At 67.8% G+C, this 21102-nt stretch carries 23 protein-coding genes and 4 pseudogenes; 10 read left to right on the forward strand and 17 right to left on the reverse strand.

From position 1 onward, the window contains the following. Positions 1-256 precede the first annotated feature (256 nt). Positions 257-679 carry an ATP-dependent DNA ligase gene (locus ACLGIH_RS00655; protein ID WP_416523232.1) on the reverse strand — a complete coding sequence of 141 codons (423 nt, stop codon included), beginning with the start codon at positions 677-679 and terminating at the stop codon, positions 257-259. A gap of 414 nt (positions 680-1093) precedes the next feature. Beyond that, positions 1094-1192 (reverse strand): DUF5133 domain-containing protein, encoded by a 99-nt coding sequence (locus ACLGIH_RS00660; protein WP_416523233.1) that lies wholly within the window; start codon positions 1190-1192, stop codon positions 1094-1096. Between the two features lie 373 nt (positions 1193-1565). Here ACLGIH_RS00660 and ACLGIH_RS00665 point away from each other — a divergent pair, with 373 nt between their 5' ends. The 4 genes from ACLGIH_RS00665 to ACLGIH_RS00680 all read left to right on the forward strand — a co-directional run bounded on the left by ACLGIH_RS00665 (position 1566) and on the right by ACLGIH_RS00680 (position 4115). Next, the gene (locus ACLGIH_RS00665; RefSeq protein ID WP_416529248.1) at positions 1566-1928 is read left to right on the forward strand and encodes a WhiB family transcriptional regulator; all 363 of its coding nucleotides are present in this window, start codon (positions 1566-1568) and stop codon (positions 1926-1928) included. A 159-nt stretch (positions 1929-2087) separates the two neighbouring features. Further along, entirely contained in the window at positions 2088-2291 is a 204-nt protein-coding gene (locus ACLGIH_RS00670) for a cold-shock protein (protein WP_416523201.1), read from the forward strand. A gap of 314 nt (positions 2292-2605) precedes the next feature. Beyond that, entirely contained in the window at positions 2606-2899 is a 294-nt protein-coding gene (locus tag ACLGIH_RS00675; RefSeq protein ID WP_416523234.1) for a hypothetical protein, read from the forward strand. Between the two features lie 202 nt (positions 2900-3101). Next, on the forward strand, positions 3102-4115 hold the full coding sequence (locus ACLGIH_RS00680) for a phosphotransferase family protein (protein ID WP_416523235.1): 1014 nt from the start codon (positions 3102-3104) through the stop codon (positions 4113-4115). Between the two features lie 93 nt (positions 4116-4208). On the opposite strand, the gene ACLGIH_RS00685 is transcribed toward ACLGIH_RS00680, so the two are convergent. Further along, positions 4209-4586: a VOC family protein gene (locus ACLGIH_RS00685; protein WP_416523236.1), complete on the reverse strand. Its 378-nt coding sequence runs from the start codon at positions 4584-4586 to the stop codon at positions 4209-4211. A gap of 485 nt (positions 4587-5071) precedes the next feature. Between ACLGIH_RS00685 and ACLGIH_RS00690 the strand changes: the two genes are divergently transcribed. The 3 genes and pseudogenes from ACLGIH_RS00690 to ACLGIH_RS00700 form a co-directional block, all read left to right on the forward strand. Beyond that, positions 5072-5533, forward strand: a complete 462-nt coding sequence (locus ACLGIH_RS00690) for an ATP-binding protein (RefSeq protein WP_416523237.1) — start codon at positions 5072-5074, stop codon at positions 5531-5533. Positions 5534-5945: 412 nt separating this feature from the next. Then, the gene (locus ACLGIH_RS00695; RefSeq protein ID WP_416523238.1) at positions 5946-6122 is read left to right on the forward strand and encodes a hypothetical protein; all 177 of its coding nucleotides are present in this window, start codon (positions 5946-5948) and stop codon (positions 6120-6122) included. A gap of 391 nt (positions 6123-6513) precedes the next feature. After that, positions 6514-6687: pseudogene (locus ACLGIH_RS00700) on the forward strand (transposase); the annotation flags it as partial. 25 nt (positions 6688-6712) lie between these two features. On the opposite strand, the gene ACLGIH_RS00705 reads toward ACLGIH_RS00700, so the two are convergent. Beyond that, positions 6713-7906, reverse strand: coding sequence for a PP2C family protein-serine/threonine phosphatase (locus tag ACLGIH_RS00705; protein ID WP_416523239.1), 1194 nt, complete (start codon positions 7904-7906; stop codon positions 6713-6715). 354 nt (positions 7907-8260) lie between these two features. On the opposite strand from ACLGIH_RS00705, the gene ACLGIH_RS00710 reads away from it, so the two are divergent. Beyond that, positions 8261-8392, forward strand: coding sequence for a DUF6233 domain-containing protein (locus tag ACLGIH_RS00710; RefSeq protein WP_416529249.1), 132 nt, complete (start codon positions 8261-8263; stop codon positions 8390-8392). 179 nt (positions 8393-8571) lie between these two features. Here the strand turns inward: ACLGIH_RS00710 and ACLGIH_RS00715 are convergent. Further along, positions 8572-8767, reverse strand: a pseudogene (locus tag ACLGIH_RS00715) (transposase family protein); the annotation flags it as partial. Positions 8768-8926: 159 nt separating this feature from the next. Continuing rightward, positions 8927-9175: a DUF6228 family protein gene (locus tag ACLGIH_RS00720; protein WP_416523240.1), complete on the reverse strand. Its 249-nt coding sequence runs from the start codon at positions 9173-9175 to the stop codon at positions 8927-8929. Positions 9176-9381: 206 nt separating this feature from the next. Here ACLGIH_RS00720 and ACLGIH_RS00725 point away from each other — a divergent pair, with 206 nt between their 5' ends. After that, positions 9382-9912, forward strand: a complete 531-nt coding sequence (locus tag ACLGIH_RS00725; RefSeq protein WP_416523241.1) for a hypothetical protein — start codon at positions 9382-9384, stop codon at positions 9910-9912. Here ACLGIH_RS00725 and ACLGIH_RS00730 read toward each other — a convergent pair. Continuing rightward, entirely contained in the window at positions 9869-10660 is a 792-nt protein-coding gene (locus ACLGIH_RS00730) for an IS5 family transposase (protein WP_416523242.1), read from the reverse strand. The genes ACLGIH_RS00725 and ACLGIH_RS00730 overlap by 44 nt on opposite strands. Before the next feature lie 403 nt (positions 10661-11063). On the opposite strand from ACLGIH_RS00730, the gene ACLGIH_RS35020 reads away from it, so the two are divergent. Then, a complete protein-coding gene (locus tag ACLGIH_RS35020) occupies positions 11064-11849 on the forward strand; it encodes a transposase (RefSeq protein ID WP_473246753.1) in 786 nt (261 codons plus the stop codon). Between the two features lie 239 nt (positions 11850-12088). Here ACLGIH_RS35020 and ACLGIH_RS00750 read toward each other — a convergent pair. From ACLGIH_RS00750 to dnaK, 10 genes and pseudogenes are all read right to left on the reverse strand, one after another. Beyond that, positions 12089-12394 (reverse strand): annotated as a pseudogene (locus ACLGIH_RS00750) (transposase); the annotation flags it as partial. Between the two features lie 392 nt (positions 12395-12786). Next, a pseudogene (locus ACLGIH_RS35025) lies at positions 12787-12912 on the reverse strand (IS30 family transposase); the annotation flags it as partial. Further along, the gene (locus tag ACLGIH_RS00755) at positions 12906-14021 is read right to left on the reverse strand and encodes an aromatic ring-hydroxylating oxygenase subunit alpha (RefSeq protein ID WP_416523243.1); all 1116 of its coding nucleotides are present in this window, start codon (positions 14019-14021) and stop codon (positions 12906-12908) included. The gene ACLGIH_RS00755 and the pseudogene ACLGIH_RS35025, both read right to left, overlap by 7 nt. Beyond that, positions 14018-14971 (reverse strand): DMT family transporter, encoded by a 954-nt coding sequence (locus tag ACLGIH_RS00760; protein ID WP_416523244.1) that lies wholly within the window; start codon positions 14969-14971, stop codon positions 14018-14020. Before ACLGIH_RS00760 ends, ACLGIH_RS00755 begins: the two co-directional genes overlap by 4 nt. A 332-nt stretch (positions 14972-15303) precedes the next feature. After that, positions 15304-15708: a hypothetical protein gene (locus ACLGIH_RS00765; RefSeq protein ID WP_416523150.1), complete on the reverse strand. Its 405-nt coding sequence runs from the start codon at positions 15706-15708 to the stop codon at positions 15304-15306. Next, a complete protein-coding gene (locus ACLGIH_RS00770; protein WP_416523144.1) occupies positions 15705-16553 on the reverse strand; it encodes an IS5 family transposase in 849 nt (282 codons plus the stop codon). The genes ACLGIH_RS00765 and ACLGIH_RS00770 overlap by 4 nt, the downstream gene beginning before the upstream one ends. Positions 16554-16684: 131 nt before the next feature. Next, positions 16685-17488, reverse strand: a complete 804-nt coding sequence (locus tag ACLGIH_RS00775; protein WP_416523245.1) for a transposase family protein — start codon at positions 17486-17488, stop codon at positions 16685-16687. A gap of 299 nt (positions 17489-17787) precedes the next feature. Beyond that, the gene (locus tag ACLGIH_RS00780; RefSeq protein ID WP_416523246.1) at positions 17788-18165 is read right to left on the reverse strand and encodes a VOC family protein; all 378 of its coding nucleotides are present in this window, start codon (positions 18163-18165) and stop codon (positions 17788-17790) included. A gap of 444 nt (positions 18166-18609) precedes the next feature. Further along, on the reverse strand, positions 18610-19194 hold the full coding sequence (grpE, locus tag ACLGIH_RS00785; RefSeq protein ID WP_416523247.1) for a nucleotide exchange factor GrpE: 585 nt from the start codon (positions 19192-19194) through the stop codon (positions 18610-18612). 2 nt (positions 19195-19196) lie between these two features. Beyond that, positions 19197-21059 (reverse strand): molecular chaperone DnaK, encoded by a 1863-nt coding sequence (gene dnaK, locus ACLGIH_RS00790; protein ID WP_416523248.1) that lies wholly within the window; start codon positions 21057-21059, stop codon positions 19197-19199. Between the last annotated feature and the right edge of the window lie 43 nt (positions 21060-21102).

The raw sequence follows: 21102 nt of genomic DNA on the forward strand, positions 1-21102 counted from the left end.
CAAGACTTCCACTTCGCACGCCACGAGCGCCGAAAAGCGTGTCATGGTCATCCCACGCGAGGACCGCGCGCCGGGCGCCCACGGGACTGGGGCCATTGACGAGGGAGACTCACATGTTCGGAACAATGGACCTTGGGACCATGATCGCCATGGTTGTCACGTTCGTCGCTGCCCTGGGGATCGGCATCGCCGCGGTTCGCTGGCTCAAGACATATAACCGGTAGATCGGGACCAGCTCCGAGCCCCACCACAGGGTTCACGGGGCGGCCAGCCGGTACTGGGTGAACTTGTCCTCCAGCGCTGTACGCCGGGCGGAGTGCGGTTCGTCCAGCAAGTCACGGCCGTCGTTCTGGAGGATGTCGAAGGCGATGAAGTGCGCGGGCAGCTCCTGCGCCAGCCTGCCCGCGGTGCGGCCGCTGGAGGCCGCCCGCCGCTGAAGCGCCTCGAACGACATGTGTTCCCCGTCCCAGACGACCAGCTCGCCATCGAGGACCAGGCCCTCGGGGAGCTGGCCGGCGGCGCGCACCAGGTCCGGAAAGCGGGTCTGGATCAGGTTGCCCCGGCGGCGCTGCACCAGCACAGGGCCCGGTGACTGCTCGGGAGTGAAGGGGAGCGCCCGGTAGCCCCTCGACTTCGGCTGGAACATCAGCCCGCCGGGCAGCGCACCGGGCGCCGGCATATGCCTACAGATCGGCCACCCCAAGCCCCCGCCGATACGCCGGGCGCTGGGCCAGGTGCCGCGCCCCCGCCACCGCACACCGGACAGGACGTAGGGCTCCTGGGCGGCCGACCCTGCCCCTCGCCTTCGCCGTCGCCGTCCATGTCCGGCCTACCGCCGTCCACCCCTGGTACTGACGTGCAGGGCTACGGCGGCTTCCCGCTGGGCCTGTTCCACAGTGGGCGCGGCCACCGCAGCGGCGTCCCCACGTTCGGCCATCGACCGGTCGTAGGGCGGCGCGGCGGTTCTATGCATGGCGTCCACGTCTTCTGTCCGTTTCTGCATCTGGGGCGCAGGGCGGGCGGGAGGTCAGCTGCCGTTGGGGACCGAGTCGTTCGGAGACCGGGCGCCGGGGCAGCTGGTGACGGGCCGCGATCAGGCCGCGTCCCTGTTGCGGGTATCGGTGGACACGCACAGCGTGTGGGCGACGTCTTCCGTCCGCTGCCGCCTGCGCACTGCCCGCATCACAGGCATGCAGGACCGTGAGGGATCCGTACTGCTCGATCAGATTCCGCAGCACCGCGTGGTGGGCGCCGCAGTGGCCTGACGTCCCAGGCTGGAACGCCGTCCAGTCCCGGCCTTTCGCCCTGCCCGTCCGGGCTGGCGGACCAGCCCTCTGCGGTGACCGGTATGACCCTCCTACGCGTGCAGAGCTGCGGATGAGACGGCCGCGGCGACGCTCCCATAGCGCTGTCGTTGGCGCTGTGCAAGAAGAACCACCCGAAAGTGTCCTGCCGCTGTCCGACCCGTACGTCATATGCCAACGCGGCGTACCGTCACGTCACTGCATCCGCAGCGTCCGGGAGGGGCGCAGGACGTAAAAAGGGGAGAGGACGGCATCAACGTGATGGCGGACACCGGCTGGAAGATGCGCGCAGCGTGCAAGAACGCCGACCCCGATCAACTGTTCGTTGACGGGGCCGCACAGAACAAGGCCAAGGCGGTCTGCACGGGCTGCCCTGTGCGTACCGAGTGTCTCGCCTACGCGCTGGACAATCGCATCGACCACGGCGTCTGGGGCGGCACCACCGAACGCGAACGGCGGGCGCTACTGCGCCGCCGGCCCACCGTTACCTCCTGGCGCCGCCTCCTGGAGACCGCCAGGACGGAACACCAGCGGCACACCAGCACCTCCCTGGCCCAGAAACTTGCCGCCCTGAACGACATCCCCTTCCCCAGGCCAGTTGACCCGGCGCAGCCCGCCCGATGAAGCGCCAGGTGTCGACGCAGACACTCTTGAACGTCGTCACCGCACCGCACAGCGTTTCTGCTTCCCCGCGTCCGAGCCGGCGAGGATGATCGACGGGCGGCGGTGTGGCAGCACACGGCTGCCGGCGCCCCATGTTGTCCCAGGCGAAGGAGAAAGAGCATGGCCACCGGCACGGTGAAGTGGTTCAACGCGGAAAAGGGCTTCGGTTTCATCGAACAGGACGGCGGCGGACCGGACGTGTTCGTCCACTACTCGGCCATCGCCGGTGGCGGCTACCGGGAGCTCAGCGAGGGCCAGAAGGTCCGCTTCGACGTCACCCAGGGCAACAAGGGCCCGCAGGCCGAGAACGTCACCCCGGCCTGAGGACAACCGCCGGGCCATCCCGCGGGCCGGCACCGGCGGCACCGGCCCCGACTACAGCAGCGACATCAACCCCGTCACTACCTGCGAAAGCACAAGGTCGCCCTGCGACACCCATCCGAGTACGGCCACAAGATCGCGAAGTCAGACTGGAGTGCTAGAACACACGCGGCAACTCCAACAAGATGAACGCCAGTACACCACGCCTCAGGCTCAGCTTGAGGCGTGGCGCACGTGCTGCGCCACTCTCAGCGCCTGGCACTCGCGACTTGGCCAACGTGATGACGAAGGTCCTCCGTGCGCTGGAAAGAGGCGAGGTGACCGACGAGCTGCGGTCAGATCTGGACCGGGCGCGCCGTGAGCACCGCTTGCGTCACGCCGAGGCTCAGATGGAGCTGCCCGACACGGTGGCGGAGACGGCCAACACGGCAAACCGTCATCTTGGCGATCTCTATGGCCTGCTGATGCGTCTCGATGGCGGTACTGCGCAGCGGGCGGAGAACCTGCAAGCTGCCCGGGAGAGCCTGGACAAGCTGTGGGATCCCTTGTGGAGAGTGCGTCACGTCATGCGTGTTGGCCTCGGGATCACGGCGCCCGACCAGGGCCCGTAGGGGCCAACCTACATCTTCCAGTTCACCAATCCGGACATCGTCTAACCAGGGCTACCCGGGTCGAGAACTACTGCTGCAGCCCCAAGTAACGCGGCTGCCCCCCGGACCATCTGGCGGGGCATCCGCTGACGGGGTTATTAAGGAGTATGCCGGCGCGCAGGAGAGGGGGGCGGCAATGGGCCGGTATCCGTCCGCACACGACATGGCCGCGCGCATCGCGCAGCTCGCGCTGACCGATCCGGGGCAACTGGGGCTGCCCGGGCAGGCGCCGACGCCGTCATCGAACAGCGCCTGCGTCCAGTTACTGGGGGAGGGCGAGAGCTACAGGGTCTGGCGCCTCGACGTGGCCGGCCACCCTCCCTTGGCGGTACGGGTCGCCCGCCGGGCCCTGCAGGAGCTGCCCAGACCGATGCACCAGGAATTCGCCGCCCTGTCCCAGCTCCCCGACGGCATCGGCCCCTCCCCCGTGCTGCTGAACGAAAACCCCGACAGTCCGCTGGGAGCCCCCTACATGGTGTGCGGCTATGTCCCAGGCCGGGTGCCGAAACCTGCGCAGTGGAGCGACAGCCTCCTCCATGCACACGCCCGTCAGCTGAGCAGGTTCCACGCCCGCGCCTTCCCTCGGTGCGGCGACATCGGGGCGCCGGCAGCTGAGCAGTCCGCGCCCCTGTCACTGGTCAGCCTGTTCGAAGAGAGCCTCGCCTGGTGGCAGGGACGGTTCCCGCACATGCTCCGCAGTCGTGAGATCGGGGCGCTGCTGTCGCGCGTGGAGGCTTTCGTGACGGCGGCGGAGCCGGCCTTCCGCCGCTTGGACCGGTTCGCCCTCATCCACGGTGACCTGGTGGTTCCCAACATCGTGGTCGATGACGTCGGCACACCCCGCTACGTGGACTGGGAATGGGCACAGCTCGGTGATCCCGCGCAGGACCTCGCCTATATCGGCGGCCATGTACCGGCCGCACCCTGGTATCTGCAGCTGGACCGCACACGGATCCACCGACTCCTGACCACCTACCTCCGGTACAGCCCGGACGCCGGGATGGAAACACTGGATCAGCTGGCGATGCGGCGGGACGCATGGGAGGTGTACGAGCGGTTCTTCTCCTGCCTGCACTTCCGCACCCGCCGTAGCACCCCCGAAGACCGCCGAAGCGGCCTCTACACCCGTGTCGTCGCTCAGCTCACCGCCGGGCTCGACGCCCGCCTCTCCCCGTAACCCACGCCTTGCGAGCCGGCAGGGACCGCGTCCAGGACAGCCCGTGAACCGGGCAGCGCCGATCGGTACGGCAACGGCTGCTCAGCGCGATGCTCATACGGCGTCCGCACCAGCGGGTTCCCAGAGCTGGATCGGGGTGCCCTCCGGGTCGCTCAGCTCAGCGAACCGGCCATTGGGGTAAGCCTGTTCATGAACCTCGACCTGGATGCCGGCGCTCCGCAGCTGGGCCACCATGGCATCGAGATCGCGGACCCGGAAGTTGATCGCCCACTGCTGTCCAGGCGTGCGGAAATGCTCCGATCCGCTCGGCAGCGGCGCGAACACAGTCGGTCCCGCCTCGGTCTCCCAGGACCGCTCATCGTAGGTATCCGGTGGGCGTCCCACGCCGAGGTGGGTCTCGTACCAGGTGGCCAGTGCCTCGGGGTCGCTGGCGCGGAAGAAGACGCCGCCGATGCCCGTCACACGTTCCATGCCACCATTCTCCCCTGTCGGCCCACCCAAAACCCATGGCTTGCGCCTTGTCCGCCGACGCGGTCATCCCCGCCCACCCGGGAGTCGACTGGGAGCAGCTGTGCGGCGGAGAAAGGGCGGCGCCCTCGCCGCGCTGGCGAAGCAAGCCGACCCGGCCTGACCCGGCCTGCTGTCCCAGGACGCTGTCCCTCCCGTGTCCGGTGGGTGGGGCGGCGTCGCCGCGTCAGCGTCTGCTCGCCCGTCCCAGCCGTCGCCACACCGCCTCATCCGCGCCGCGCTTCTGGAACTGCTCCATGGCGGCAACCTGCGCGCTGGCATCGCGTCCGGTCCCGCCTCTCCCCTCCGACGTGCCCCGCCTGACGGCGCCACCGCGCTGAGCGGCTGCCCACCGTGATGTGAGGGGCGCGCGTGTGGTCGGGTTCCGGGGGTCTTCGGACGCCGGTAGCCAGGTTGCTCAGGACGAGGGTGACGGGGTGGGATCAGCGGTGCACCACGGCGAAGATCAGTCGCTGACCAGCCGACCCGCGCTGTCCGCGGTCGCCCTGGAGGGCGGGGAACGGATCGCTGCGGCCCGGGATACAGCCCGCCGTTTCATGACCGAAGTCCAGGCCCTTCACGGCATCCCGGTGTCGGAGCGATCGATGGGCCTGGCGGAGCTGGTGGTCAGCAAGCTGGTGACCAACGCGCACAAATACGCGCCCGGCCCGTGTCTGCTGGATCTGGAGGTCAGCGACGGCGCCGTGGAGATCAGCGTCTGGGACAGCGATCCGGCCCTGCCGGTGCCCCAGGAAGCCGATCCACACCGGGTCGGCAAGCACGGCCTGGAGATCGTCATGGCCGTGTGCCGCAGCTTCGAAATCCGCCGCGAGCCAGTGGGCAAGCGCGTCAAAGCCACGATCGTGCTGGCCGACGCCCCCGGCGGGCACCCGACAGGCCGGCTGATGTAACCAGCCCGGTAACCGGGCCGCTTCTCAACCTCCTGTACTGCGGCCCCGGCCGACGCGCAACCGGCTGAGTGACGCCGCGATCCCCGACGCGACCGCGCCGCCCAGCCCCGACCCTCCAGCCAGGAACGGTAAGCAGCACCGGCGGGAACCGGCCGTGATCCCTTAGTGTCTTTGCGACCGGAGGTGTATCTGTGTTCACAAGTCTTCCCGGCCGGCCTGACTACTCCTAACGACCGCTGGTGGAAGAGTGGCCGGGTTGGAGTCGATACTGCGGCCAAGGCGATGACCGTGACCTTGAGAACGATCAGTCCCTCCTGATCCAGCAGGCTCACAGGGCACCTGCCTTGGCCCGGCCGGGAGTGCCTGGCCGGGGCAGTGAACATGAAGCGCTGGCGGCAGGGAGAATCGTGTGATGACCGACCGCCGCCCACTGGGCACCGGCCCCCTCCACCCCGCCGCCGAGACCGACAACGAGCTGCCTTGCGTGCCGCGTGCCCAGCTCGCCGCCGTCCCGGCCATCCCCGAGCCAGGTCCTGCACGGCCTCCCGCCGGACGCCGGGTCCTGGGCGCCGGCCCCGCCGAACGGTGAACCCGCACCGCCTCGCGCGCGGGGCGGCGCGCGATGGGCCGGTCCGCCCGGACGGGGACTCGTGACTGCCGCAGATCAGGCACGGCGCGCAACGGCTACGCTCCCGGCGGCTGTTGCATGGGGGTGTTGCACGGCCCGTTCGAGTCGCGAGCACACGCCGCGGGCGTAGACCGGGGGAATCAGCGACGAGCCGCACCGTCCCGGCGAGATCGTCGCTGCACCAGTGGTGTGGGCATTGCATCGTGTCCACGGTGATGGCGGCGAAGGACCACAGATAGCCGGCGTGGGTGAGGCGGTCGTTCCTGACGAACCAGCGCCCGACGTAGCCTTTCTTCCCTGATCCCCGGGTGACGGGGGCTGACCCGGCGTATGCCTTCAGTGCTCGGTCCCGACCGCCGGCCACCTCGCCGCCTACGCTGGCCTCGCCCCGGCAACCCGCAATTCCGGGTCTTCAATCCGCGGCGAACAGCCCTCCGAGAGAGGAAACAAGCGGCTCAAGAGGGCCTTCTTCCTCTCCACGTTCGCAGCCCTGGGCGACCCGGCATCGCGGGTACTACGACGAAGGTTGAGTGACTGAGTTGCGCGCTGGGTCAGGCGTCGGCGTTCACACTGCGGCCTGCGAGGACAGGGCCGTGCCAGTCCAGGCACAGGACGGTGGCGTCGTCTCGCATGTGGCCTTTGCAGGCATCGGTGACCGCGGTGACCATGGCGCGTACTGCCTCGCGGGGGTGCTCGGTTGCGGTGTCACGGATGAGGCCGGACAGGTCGACGATTTCTGCTTGGCGCTCTTGCATGCCGTCGGTGTAGAACACGAGGCGGTCACCAGGGCGCAGGTCGATGTCCTGTACCTGGTAGGCGCCCTGCGCCGGGACGCCGAAGGGAAGGTTGATGTGCAGCTTGATCTCGTCGACTGTGCCGTCGCGCAGCCGTAGGGGCCACAGGTGGCCTGCGTTGACGAGCTGGGCGCTGCTCCCGTCCAGAGCGATGCGCAGGAGTTGTCCGGTGGCGAAGGTCCGCCGACCGTGGGCGATGAGTGCCTGGTGGGTCTGCCGGGCCTGTTCGGCAAGGTCGGTGCCGGCGCGGCGGGCGCCGCGAGAGGCGTTGACCAGGAGGGTGGCCGTGAGGGAGGCCTCGACGTCATGGCCCATGGCGTCGGTGATGGACAGGTGCAGAGTGTCGTGGTCAAGGCTGTAGTCGTAGGTGTCACCGGCGATGTCCGAGGCCGGGACCAGAGCGCCGGACAGGGCGAACTCGGCAGCCTCGCACGAGGGGGCAGAAGGCAGTAGCTGGCGCTGGATCTCCGCAGCCAGCGTGACCGTGGCGGTGCGGTTGCCCCAGTGGTAGAGGTCGGTGAAGCGCCGGTCGGTGACGATGATGTACGCCAGCGCGTGCGCGGCCGCTTCGACCTGCTCCAGTACGTCCTGTGTGACGTGGGTGAGGTATAGCTCCAGGACCCCGATGGTGTCGCCGCGGTTGGTGACGGGGGCGAGCACTCGCTGTCCCTGAGCGCCCTCCGGTGCTCGCACCAGTTTCTGGGTGCGCAGGACATCGTCGTAGACACTGCCGGCCAAGGGAACCTGATCGGCGCCGCGCTCCTGTGGTGCCGCCCCCTCCTCATTGACCCGAAGCAGGTGTCGGCCGACGACATCGACGAACAGGAACGACACGTAATGCGCGCCGAACCGCTCGCGCAGGTTGTGCGCTACGACATCGAGGGAGCGCACCGGTGCGGCATCCTCCGCTGCTGCCAGTACCTCGGCCAGTCCGATCCGATCACGCCCCACCTGCGCCTCCCTAATTTACGAACCCTCCTTCCTACCGACGCCCATGTCATCACAGCCGCACCGAATACCTCCACCCCCCAGGGGCCACGGTGCGTGAGCGGTGATCAATCACCAGCGGTGAAGGGGTGCCCTGAGTCACTCAGACTTCGATGTCACTGATCAACCTTCGCTGACACAGGACATCCGTCTCCGCACGCTGGAGACGTCCTCCAGCTGCTCCTTGATGAGGTCCGTCGAGCCATCGCCTACGCCGAACAGCGCGAGGCCGAACGGCAACAGGGCATCGAACGTCGGCCGCCCACGCCGGACTGGCTGCTGGAGCTGGGCCTGGACAAGGACTCCCCGCCCGTGCAGGTGCACCGCTGGAACACAGGCAAACCCTCGCGGGGCGTGACCCGGCAGGACGTGCCGCGCGCGCTCACCGATGGGATCAAAGCATGCAGCGCGTGCCGACCCGACACAGAGGTCGGATTCCTCGACAGCTAGAAGGCGCCGTGCCGGGCAGTCGGCCTACGCCTCCACGTAGGCGACGACCGAGATCATTATCTCGGGTGAGGGCACTGTTCTGGCAGGTCATGCGCTTGCGCAGTCGTGAGGCATGTTGGTCACGATGATGGCAGGGGGGCGGGGCTCGACCCGTCCGGACGATGTCACCGGTCTGTCATAGAGTCCGACGGATATGCCGAAGCCGGCGGCGATCTGCGTGAGCGGGTCGTGTCGGCGGAGGTAGACCAGGGCGACGAGAGCACGCTGGTGCGGCCGGAGCTTGCAGTGGCGGTCACCCTCACGGGTGACGATGAGCATGGTTACCCACTCGACCAGGGCGTGAGGCAGGTCGAGTGAGGCAGGATAGGGAACCAACGAGGCTCCTGCGCTGATGAGTTGAGACGTCGAACACCTCTCTCAACGGCACAGGAGCTTCGTGCGTTGCGGGACGCCGGCCGGTCACCCGATCAGTGGCCACTCTGAAAGAGCTCACTGGCTTGCCCGTCTGCCTGGGCGCCACGCGCTGTTTAGGCGTCACCATCTCACCTGGTGGGGGACCGTCTTCGGAGCTCTTTCGGCTACTTTGCGACGCTCGCAATGAGCGTGTAGATCTCTGGCGAGGCTGCGCATGTCTTCGCCTGCTGCGTGCACCGTGGTGGTCTCGAAGTGCCATTGCCCGGAGGGCGCTCGGTTGTGGATTCCCCAGGCCCGTTGGACGTGGCCACCGGGCCGGTGCTCCGCTGAAAGAGTCAGGTCGTAACAGAGGGAGTGCCAGGTGCGCAACGAGCGCGCCGGATCGATCGCGCATGTCGAGGCTCCCGCGCGGCCTCCGACTCCCAGCCCAACACGGTGGCCGACCTCATCGTTGAGGCCGCTAAGAAGCTGTTGTCGTTCCGAACTTGAAGGCGGCGTTTTAGCTGGTCAGGCATAGGTCGGTGATTTCGTGGGAGCTGTGGCCTGTCGTGTTGCCGCTCTCCGGGAGGTCGCGGATGCCGTCGGTCGTTGGACTGCTGGAACAGCATGAGCTTGCTGCTCGCCGACGCGTGGACGAGCTGCGGGAGGAGGCCGACCGCGTCCAGGCCGAGCTGGCCACGGCCGAGCAGGAGTGGCAGGAGTGGGTGATCGCCCGCAGGCGGGTCGATACGGTGCTGGTTCCGGATCGTGGCAACGTCGCCGAGGCCGCCGCCGACCCGCAGAATGCAGACGCGCCGCTGGCGGCCCGGGATGCGGCGAAGCCGAAGACGCAGGTGCCGGTGTGGCGCCAGGGGCTTGCCTGGTCGGTGTTGTCGGTCGACTATCAGCGTATCCTCAAGGCCCTCGCGGACCGGGGGCGGCTGGGCCAAGGGCCGCTGACGTGCCAGGAGATGGCCGCCGCGTTCGGCATGGACGTGGTGCCGGCCCGGGTGGAGGCGCTGCGGTCGAAGGCGAAACGCCTGGTCGCGCGGGGTTGGCTGGCCGAGCCGGCGCCGGGCCGGTTCATGCTCGCCCGCGGTGTGGCCGGGCCAGGTGGCGGGTCATGAGCCCGGTCATCGACCAGTAGATCATCGCCTCGGCGCTGGTGGGGCGGCGCTCGACGTCGCGGACCAGGCGGCGGCTTCGCATCAGGTGGGCGAAGAGGCGCTCGACGATCCACCGCTTGGGCAGCACCACGAAGCCTCGCATGTCGTCGCTGCGCTTGACGATCGCCAGGACCAGGGCGAACGCGGCCAGGCAGTGCTCGACGAGGCTGCCGGTGTAGCCGCCGTCTGCCCAGACGAGGGCCAACCGGTGGTGCGCGTCGGCCACGTGCTCAAGCAGGACCTTCGCGGCGGTGCGGTCGCCGACATCCGCGGCGGTGACCACCACTGCCAGGAGCAGGCCGAGGGTGTCGACCACGACGTGCCGCTTGCGCCCGTTGACCAGCTTGCCGCCGTCGAAGCCACGGCTGTCCGATCCGACGACGGCATCCGCCTTGACCGACTGCGAGTCGATCACCGCGGCCGTCGGCTCCGCATCCCGGCCCAGCCGCTCTCGGACCCGGGCGCGCAGCCGGTCGTGGAACTCCCTGACCAGACCATGGTCACGCCAGCGACGGAAGAACGCATAGACCCGCTCCCACGGCGGGAAGTCCCCGGGCATCGCCCGCCACTTGATCCCGTTGTCCACGAGATACCGGATCGCATCGAGCATCGCCCGGTGGCAGTACGCCTCCGGCTGGCCGCCCCGCCCCTGCAGCCAGCCCGGCACCGGCAGCAGCGGCCGGACCACGGCCCACTCCGCGTCCGTCATGTCCGAGGGATACCGCCGAACACGTTCCCGATGATCGGCCGCATTCCCGAACCGGTGAGCGACACAATCACACGTCGGTGCAGCCGAGTTGAACTCCACCGGCGCGAGCACGTACAACTGCGGCAACAGGGTCTCCCGGATCTCGGTTGGCTTCGCAACCCCGAGCTACCAAGAGGCCCTGTTCTCATGCCCGCGGCCAGCTGCGATCACCCGATCGAGACTCCCGTTCGACGCGCACCCCTCAAGATCGGAACGACAACAGCTTCTAAAAGTGTCCTACTGACCTTTTCGAAGGGTTGTCGGGGGTGACGTTGGGTCAGTTTGGCGGTAGACCGGTGGTATGCGGTATGCGCAAGGGGGCGAGCTCCGCCCTCATGAGCAGGTGGCACGGGAGCGGATCCGCATGCTGGCTGCTGATGCGTTCGAGCGCGGTGAGAAAAACACAGTCATCGCCGCTGAATTGCGCGTCAGCCTCCGGCCGGTGGAACGCTGGAGGCGGTCCTGGCGGGAAGACGGCAGAGAAGGTCTGCGCTGTTCCGGTCCGGCCAAGGCCCGCAAAGTGGGCGAGGAGGAGTTCGCCACGCTCGAGAAGGAGTTGCTCAAAGGGGCGGTCTTCCACGGGTGGCCCGACGAGCGGTGGACGTTGTCACGCATTCAGATGCTCCTCGCACACGTGATGGGAATCGACTCGTCCGTCCGTGGTGTGGGAACTGCTGCGCTGTCACAGCTGGTCATGCCGACAGCCGTCACGGCGGGCCGTCGAGCGCAACGCCGCTGCCGTCGCCGGATGGATCAAGGAGACGTGGCCGTCGGCAAAGCCACCGCGGCGGCGCTCGGGGCCTGGCTCGTCTTCGAGGACGAAGCCGCTGTCTCGATGACGTCGCACCGCAGTCACACCTGGGCGCCTCGTGGGCACACTCCCACCGTCCGCTTCAACGGCGGCTCACGCGGACGCATCAAGCTGGCCGCCCTGGCCTGCTACAAGCCCGGCGAACGCAGCCGGCTGATCTACCGGCCGCGCATCCAAGAACACTTGCGAGGCGATCACCGCGGCTTCACCTGGCAAGATTACGGCGGCCTGATCGTGCGGGCACACCTTCAGCTCGGCGGCCGCACCGTAGTGATCTGGGACAACCTCAACGTCCATCGCAGCGCGGCCCTACGGCAATGGGCGGCCGGACAGGACTGACTCACCATCATCCAGCTGCCCACCTACGCTCCCGACCTCAACCCGGTCGAAGGCATCGGGTCAGCTGCTGCGACGCTCCGCGACGGCCAACGTCGTCTTCGCTGACCGAGACCACTTGGTCAGGGCCATCCGTTCCGGCATGCACCGCATTCAACGCAGCCCCCGGCTCATCGACGGCTGCCTCACGGGAACTGGACTGCCACCCCCGGCCCGCTGACAGCGACTACCCTTCGAAAAGGTCAGTAACAAAGGCGTTGGACGTGGCGATACGTGATCAGGCAGACGGCGAGACCCAGGAAGGCTTCGTGGATGTCGTCTCGTCTCTCCCACCGGATGCGCAGGCGGCGGAAGCCGTGGAGCCAGGAGATGGTGCGTTCGACGGCCCATCGGAAGGCGCCCAGGCCGGTGCCGTGTGGCTGGCCTCGTTCGGCGATCGCCGGCCGGATGCCTCGCTGACGCAAAAGACGTCGGTACTTGTCGTGGTCGTAGCCGCGGTCGGCGAAGAGCATGTCGAGCGCGGATTTTGGCCCAGGCTTCCTGACCGGCGTGCTGGACCTGCTCGGTGTACTCGATACCGAGCTCACGAGCCGCCTCGGCAGCGCGCTGCTCGCGCTCGGCCTCCGTGTGAGCTTGCGGGAGGCAAGCTCTGCCAGTAGCTCGGTGATGGTGCCACGCTCACCGGCGAGGACACGCAGCCGGTCGCGCACGTCCTCACTGGTCTTAATGCTCGTGGGCTTGCTCATACCGCTGATTCCACCGGCGGCAGAACTCCATCACCGACTGACAGCGGACGGGCCGCAGTCCAGCCCCACTGAGGGGTCTTGAGTCCAGCGGTCGTCGCAACACCTCAGCTCAGCGGTGCGACGCGACCGGAAAGCGGTGGCGGAACGGCCACCGCTCGCCAGCCTTGCAAAGCGAAGCGACCCAACATCCACCAGACCGCCGCCTTCTCTCGCAGCCGGTCGGCGATGTGGATGCGGTGCTCCTCGCGGATGCACCGCGACGGGCGGGAAGGGGCCGCCGCCTCCACGTCGTCCTCCTGCCGCCGAACCGGCCTCACCGGTACCCGTGACGGCCCTCCATCACGGTTCCCAGGGCCTCCTCCACCCAGCGGTGGAAGTCACCGATGACGTGCTCGTGGGGCGGATAGGCGGCCTCAAAACGCTCCGAGCCCGCGCCGAGCTGGCAACGCTCGCTCGCCTCGAAGTCCTGACGGTTGGCGATGTCCAGCAGTGCAACCGCGTCCCCGGCGTCGAATCCCGGTTCGGCCACGGACCGGGGATGGAAGAGCCAGTCCGTGACCACCCGGGTGCGGTCCGGCGCCAGCGGTTCGAGCCGGAACCAGGCCACGTGGTCGGGAACGAGGACCACGACGACATTCGGCCACAGGTTGGCCGCGTTGAAGGCCCGGTCCTCTTCCTCGTACAGCCCGGGGAGGCGGGACGCCACCGCCCGGCCCGACAAGGAGAAACCGTCCCGGTCCGGGGCGAGCTGCGCACCGCGCCGGCCACTGACCGTGCCGTATCCGGAGCGGAAGTACGGAAGGGCGGCGGAGAGCTCCGGGTGCAAGGTGGAGCAGTGGTAGCACTCGCTGAAGTTCTCGATGATCAGTTTCCAGTTCGCCCGCACGTCGTAGGTGACCGTGGTGACCGGCCGTAGATCCTCGATGCCGTACCGGACCAGCACGTCCGATTCCCCGAAACGCTCGCGCAGCTGAGGCTCCAGTTGTTCTTCGAGAGGCGGTGGGTCAGCGTCGAGGTTCAGCCAGACGTAGCCGAGCCATTCGGTCGTCGCGACCGGGTGCAGGGTCCGCTCCTGCCTGGTGTCCGGCGGTAACTCGTTCATGTGCGGGGCCCCGATCATCCTGCCGTCGAGCCCGTAGGTCCACCCGTGGTACATGCAGCGGATGGAGTTCCCGAACCGTCCCCGTTCCTCGACACACAGCTGTGCCCCGCGGTGCCGGCATAAATTCAACAGACCCCGGAGCCGCCCGTCCCGTCCACGGACCACGAGCACGCTCTCACCGCAGATTTCCACCCGGAGGAAGGAACCGGGGTCGGGGATCGCGTCAGTTCGGCCCACACAGGTCCAGGAGCGTTTGAATATCCGGTCGCGTTCCAGGTCGAAAGTCTCTTGACTGGTGTAGAAAGTGCCCGGCCAGGTAGAAATCATCGAATGATTGCCTCCTCTTCTTCTTTCTTGGAGAAGCGATGGCCAAGGCGCCTCGGCGGCCTGCGCGGCCCGCGCAGACCCAGTGCGACGCCCAGGACGATGAGCACCATGCTGAGAACCTGATGCCAGGAGACCGGCTCTCCGAGGACCCATATCCCCAGCAGGGCGGTGATCAGGGGCAGCAGGTAATAGACCACACCGGCTTTTGAGGCCCCTATTCTCTTCACCGCCCTGTTCCAGCAGAAATAGGCGACGGCCGACGACATCACACCGACGTAGACCAGTGAGCCGAGAAGGCCCGGGGTGACCGCGAAGCCTCCTACGAGGGAGAGTTCGACGAGGTAGGCCGGGAGCAGGAAGATGAGTGCGGAGCCGAAGGTCGCCAGCAGTACGGTGGGCTCGCTCAGCGTCACCGGAACCCTTCGCACCAGCAGGCAGTAGAGAGCGAAGATCACCGCCGCACCGAGCATCCACAGGTCACCGGGGTTCGGGTCGAACCTGGTCAATGCCCCCTCCGTGACGAGCACGACGACTCCCGCCACGGCCAGCGCACTGCCGATCAAGCCCATTCCGTCCAGCCGCTCCTGCCCGGCCGCCCAGGCGAAGAGCACGATGAAGACGGAGGCCGCGATGTCCAGCAGCGAGAGGTTGGTGGCGGTGGTGGTGTGGGCCGCCACATAGACCAGGACGGTGAACACCGCTATCCCCGACAGGCCGAGCAGGGACAGCAGACGGACGTGGCGTCCGACCGACCGCAGCTCGTTCCGGAAGGGCCTGGCGGTCCAGGGGAGGATGACCACAACCGCGAGGACGCACCGCCAGAACGCCAGCGACACCGGTGGGACGTCGTCCCGCAGACCGCGCGCGGCGATCAGGTTCCCTGCCCAGATCGCCGTGGCGAGCAGAGCGAACAGTTGCCCGCCGTACCGGCCGGCGGTGCGTGATGGCACGGGAGTCACCCCCAACCGTCGGGCCGTCCAGCTCTGCCGGCCTCCTCTCTGCCCTTCCACCCGGCCCTGAGCCGCGCGGCCACGGTCCGTGCCGTCACACTCAACACAACCCGCATGTGCCCCCCTTGCACGCTGCGCTCGCTGAAGTGAAACTCCGTCGCGTGTAGCCCTTGGCCGGTCCCCTTAAACCCGGTGCGGGCGTCTTCCCGGGGGAGACCGCGGCGGATGGTTCTTCCTCACGACGAGATCTCCGTTCTCAGAGGGCGGTTCGTGAGTTGATGTCCGTTCCGAGGTGAGGTTGGGGCAGGGCTGCTGGTCGCGGACCTTGTCGGTTACTGCTTCCTGACGAAGCTGCCGGTGTCGATCTCGGTGAGTATGCCGAGCTTGACCAGGCGTTTCAGCTTGGCGCGGGTGCCTTCGATGTTCTTCGGCAGCAGTACGTGGTCGAGGGCTTCGCAGACATCACGGGCCCGCATCGGGCCACTGTCGTCGTTGAACACGGCGAGGATGCGGGGGTAGTCCGGGTGGTCGGGCAGTTCGGGTGAGGCGGCCTGGGTGGGGAGCCGGTCGGCGAGGACGGTGACGGTCTTCCGGGTGATCGCCAGGTGCTCGAGGTGAGTCTCGGCCTCGCGCAGTCGCCCCTGCAGTTGCGTGATCTGGGTGCGGAGATCGTCGGCCAGGGACCGGGCGGCCTCCTCCTGGAGGCCGAGTGCGTCGAGTAGGGGCTCGATGTTCACGCTGCCACCGCCTGCGCATCGCGCCAGGTGGGAGTGTTCGCGCCGGTGAGGCGTCGGGCCATGACATGGGTCATCGCCCAGTAGACGCGGGAGGCGGAGGAGGACGGGCGGTGCTCGTAGTCGCGGACCAGACGCCGGTGCAGTATCAAGATCCCGTAGGTCTGCTCGACCCTCCACCGCTTCGGCTGCGGAACGAACCCCGCCTGATGCGGGTTGCGTTCGACGGTCTCGACGTCGATGCCCAGGCCGGCGCCGTGTGCGACGACCTGGTTCTTGAAGCCCTGGTCGACCAGGGCTTTGCGGACGGTGCCGCCGGCGTGCTCGACGACCTGGTCCAGCAGGGCGATGCCCGCGGCGTTGTCGTGGCTGTTCGCGGCCAGCACGATGACGGCGATGACCAGCCCGAGCACGTCCACGGCCAGTCCCCGTTTGCGGCCCGGCACCCGCTTCGCCGGATCCCGGCCGGTCGTGGAGGCGGGGACCCCGGCGGCCGCGTGGACACTCTGGGTGTCCAGCACCATCAGGGTCGGGTCCTCTAATCGCCGGGCCTTCTCACGGACCTGGCAGCGCAGGAGTTCGTGGATGACCTGGTCTGTTCCGTCGTCCCGCCAAGCAGCGAAGTAGTAGTACGTCGCGCTCTTCGGCGGTAGATCGTGAGGCAGGTAGGCCCACTGGCAGCCGGTCCGGCCCTGGTAGAGGATCGCGTTGACGATCTCCCGCATCTCGTAGACGCCCTGGTGGCCGCTGACCGAGCGGTGCCGGTCCTTCCACGCGGTGATCACCGGCTCGATCAGAGCCCATTGCTCGTCCGATAAGTCGCTCGGGTACGGCTTGCGTTCACTCACCCCGCCACACCAGCAGACCACCGGCTGCGGACCGGCAGATTCCGCCCGTGCCCACACCATCAGGCGACGACAGAGCCACTCAAAAACTCACGAACCGCCCTCTCAGATCCTCACGATCCAGTGAACCTCTTTCATCCTGAATGACTGCAGGTGAGGAGCGTGTGGACGGCCTGGACGATCGTGCCGATGCGACGGGTGGAGCATCCGGCTCGCCGGAGGACTCTCCAGGTCTTCTGCTGGGCGAAGGCGCGTTCGCCTGGAGCTCTCAGCCGGGCGCGGTCGCGGTTGAACTGTTGGTGGTGCTCGGGTTGGTCGCGGTGGTGGTACGGGGTGCGGAAGGTGGCCCCGGCGCCCTGGTGAGCGCGGTCGGCGAGGACGAGGATCTGCCGGGTCAGCGTGGCCTGGACGATGCCGTGCGCGCGGGCCGCGGTCAGGTCGTGGGTGCGTCCTGGTACCGCGCGCGAGAACCAGAGCGGTGTGCCATCGGGCCGGGAGATCACCTGCACGTTCATACCGTGTTTGCGGTGCTTCATCGAGTAGTACGGCTCGTCCGCGCGGATCCGGTCGATAGGGGTCAGGGTGCCGTCGACGATGACGTGGTCGCCCTCACCGAGGCCGGTGAGGGCTTCGTGGAGGCCTGGCTTCCAGGAGGCCAGGACGTCCAAGGTCTCGTCGACGTACCGCCAGGCGGTGGCCCGGGATATTCCGAAACCGGCTCCGAGCTGCGAGAACGTCTCGTTCTTCCGCAGATGGACCAGCGTGAGCAGCGCCTGCTTCAAGCAGCCGAGCTTGCGCCAGCGGGTGTTGCGAGACCGGCGGTGCTCATACAGCAACCAGGAAACATGCTCAACGAGCTCATACGGGACATCGAGCATGGCAGGATACGGAAGCAACAGGGCCTCTTCGGTCGCCGGTGTGATGAGTGGAATCACCACGCCGACGACGAGGGGCCCTGCCTCGTCACTACATCCGCTGACCAGCCCATTTCACCCTCCAGCACAGGATGAAAGAGGTTCAGTGAGCTCTTTCAGAGTGGCCACTGATCGGGTGACCGGCCGGCGTCCCGCAACGCACGAAGCTCCTGTGCCGTTGAGAGAGGTGTTCGACGTCTCAACTCATCAACGCAGGAGCCTCGTTGGTTCCCTATCCTGCCTCAATCGACCTGCCTCACGCCCTGGTCGAGTGGGTACCTGACCACGCCGATCGGTACGGCAACGGCTGCTCAGCGCGATGCTCATACGGCGTCCGCACCAGCGGGTTCCCAGAGCTGGATCGGGGTGCCCTCCGGGTCGCTCAGCTCAGCGAACCGGCCATTGGGGTAGTCCTGTTCATGAACATCGACCTGGATGCCCGCGCTCCGCAGCTGCGCCACCATGGCATCGAGATCGCGAACCCGGAAATTGATCGCCCACTGCTGTCCAGGCGAGCGGAAATGCTCCGAGCCACTCGACAGCGGCGCGAACACAGTCGGTCCCGCCTCGGTCTCCCACGACCGCTCATCATAGGTACCCGGTGCGCGCCCCACGCCGAGGTGAGTCTCATACCAGTTGGCCAGCGCCTCGGGGTCGCTGGCACGGAAGAAGACGCCGCCGATGCCCGTCACACGTTCCATGCCACCATTCTCCCCTGTCGGGCCAATCAGGGCCCTTGGCTTGAGCCTTGACGTCTGGTGTACGGCGTAGCCACCAAGTCACGTGCTCGGTCTACCAGGGCAACTGGCGAGGCGGGAGGGGGCTCGGTGGCCCGGTGCGCCGTAGGCACAGGGGCCACGAACGGCCAATCGCCGCTGCCGAGAAAGCATGGTCAGTACATGGGAGGAGGTAGCGCTCCGAACTCCTTTAGGGCGTCGACCGGACAGCCCCGGCGCGCCCATGTGGGGCCGTCCGCCTTGACAGCAGACCGTCTGCCAGCATTCGGCGCGGCCGGCAGCGTCCGTCCAACGCGTGGGAGCGGAGACAAAGTCATCACCACCCGAGGGCAGCATTCTGCCCGTCGCCGTCACCAGGAGGTTGGTGTGCGCGTACTCCACTCCATCGGAAGAAGCCCGTTCATCTAGTTACTCAAGGCCACCCGGCGGAGCGCCAGTGCGCCGGGACTCGTCGGACACCCGCGACAGCTCGGGGTGGTGCATGTTCGGGGTGGCAGGGTGCAAGCCTCGGTCGCCGCCAAGCGTGCTGCTCGCGGGCGGGGCCGGCCCGGTGACCTCCACGTGGGCCGGTCGCAGCAGGTGGTCGCCCAGGCGGTAGCCGGGCCGGAGGACCGCCGAGCAGACCAGGCGGTCGGTGTCGGGGCAGATGTGGTGTGTCAGGGCGTCGTGGCAGGTGGGGTCGAACGGATCGCCCACCTCACCGAACGACATGACGCCCAGCGAGCCGAGCTGGTCCTGCAGGCTGTCGGCGATGTCCTTCAGGCCCTGGGTCTGCGGCTCGTGCGCGCACGCCCGGTCGACGGCGTCCAGGACGGGCAGCAGCGCCCGGAGGACGTTGGCCACCGCGATCTCGCGTACGGCCAGGCGGTCCCGGTGCACCCGCCTGCGGTAGTTGTCGTACTCGGCCTTCAGCCGCTGCAGGTCGACGGTCCGCTCTTCCGCCAGGCGCCGCAGTTCCGCCAGTTCACTGCTCTGCGGCCCGCTTCCGGTCATCGTCAGCCAGCCTCCGGCTTGTCGTCATCGACGATCTCGGCGTCTACCACGTCGTCCGAGGAGTCACCGGACGCGCCGCCCGGAGACGCCCCGGCCTCTCCCGCCGACTGCTCGGCGCGCGACCTGTCGTACAGCGCGGTGCCGACCTTCTGCGCCGCCTGCTGCGTACGGTCGATCGCCTGCCGGATGGCCGCTGTGTCCTCGCCCTTGAGCTTCTCCTTCAGGTCGGCCAGCGCTGTGTCCGTCTCGGACCTCGCATCGGCCGGGACCTGTTCGGCGTTGTCCTTCAGGAGCTTTTCGGTGGAGTAGACGAGCTGCTCGCCCTGGTTGCGGGTCTCCGCCGCCTCCCGCCGTCGGCGGTCCTCCTCGGCGTGCTGTTCGGCCTCGCGGACCATGCGGTCAATGTCGTCCTTGGGCAGCGCGGAGCCACCGGTGACGGTCATCTTCTGCTCCCTGCCGGTGCCGAGGTCCTTCGCCGTGACGTGCATGATGCCGTTGGCGTCGATGTCGAAGGAGACCTCGATCTGCGGGACGCCGCGCGGCGCCGGGGGCAGACCGGTCAGCTCGAACATGCCGAGCTTCTTGTTGTAGGCCGCGATCTCGCGCTCGCCCTGGTAGACCTGGATCTGCACCGACGGCTGGTTGTCCTCGGCCGTGGTGAAGATCTCCGAACGGCGGGTCGGGATCGTGGTGTTGCGCTCGATCAGCTTGGTCATGATGCCGCCCTTGGTCTCGATGCCGAGGGACAGCGGGGTGACGTCGAGCAGCAGGACGTCCTTGACCTCGCCCCTGAGGACACCGGCCTGGAGGGCCGCGCCCACGGCCACGACCTCGTCCGGGTTGACGCCCTTGTGCGGCTCCTTGCCCGTCAGCTCCTTCACCAGTTCGGTCACGGCGGGCATACGCGTCGAACCGCCCACCAGGACTACGTGGTCAATATCGGACACCTTGATCCCGGCGTCCTTGATCGCGTTGTGGAACGGCGCCTTGCACCTCTCCAGCAGATCCGCAGTCAGCCGCTCGAGCTGCGCGCGGGTCAGCTTCTCCTCCAAGTGCAGCGGGCCCTCGGCAGAGGCTGTGATGTAGGGCAGATTGATCGTGGTCTCCGACGAACTGGACAGCTCGATCTTCGCCTTCTCCGCGGCCTCGCGCAGCCGCTGCACGGCCATCTTGTCCCTGGACAGATCGACGCCGTAGTGGTTCTTGAACTGCTTCGCCAGGTGCTCGACGATGCGCTGGTCCCAGTCGTCGCCGCCGAGGCGGGTGTCGCCGTTGGTCGCCTTGACCTCGATGACGCCCTCGCCCATCTCCAGCAGCGACACGTCGAAGGTGCCGCCGCCCAGGTCGAAGACGAGGACCGTCTGGTCGTTCTCCTTGTCCAGGCCGTACGCCAGCGCCGCGGCGGTCGGCTCGTTGACGATTCGCAGGACGTTCAGGCCCGCGATCTCCCCGGCCTCCTTGGTCGCCTGCCGCTGAGTGTCGTCGAAGTACGCGGGCACAGTGATCACCGCGTCCGTGACGTCCTCTCCCAGGTACGCCTCTGCATCCCGCTTCAACTTCTGCAGCACCCGCGCGGAGATCTCCTGGGCTGTGTACCGCTTGCCGTCGATGTCACCGTGCTCCGGAAACCGCCAGGAGTGGTCGCCCATGTACCGCTTGACGGAACGCGCGGTGCGCTCCACGTTCGTCACGGCCTGCCGCTTGGCGACCTCTCCGACCAGTACCTCACCACTCTTCGCGAAGGCCACCACCGAGGGGGTCGTACGCGCTCCCTCCGTGTTGGCAATGACGGTGGGCTCGCCGCCTTCGAGGACCGAGACCACCGAGTTCGTCGTACCGAGATCAATACCGACCGAACGTGCCATCTGGCTCTCCCTCCTCACCCATGCTCGCTTCACGTCTCTGTAC

Source organism: Streptomyces hamibioticus (genome assembly GCF_047946815.1).
In the GTDB taxonomy this organism is placed as follows: Bacteria; Actinomycetota; Actinomycetes; order Streptomycetales; family Streptomycetaceae; genus Streptomyces.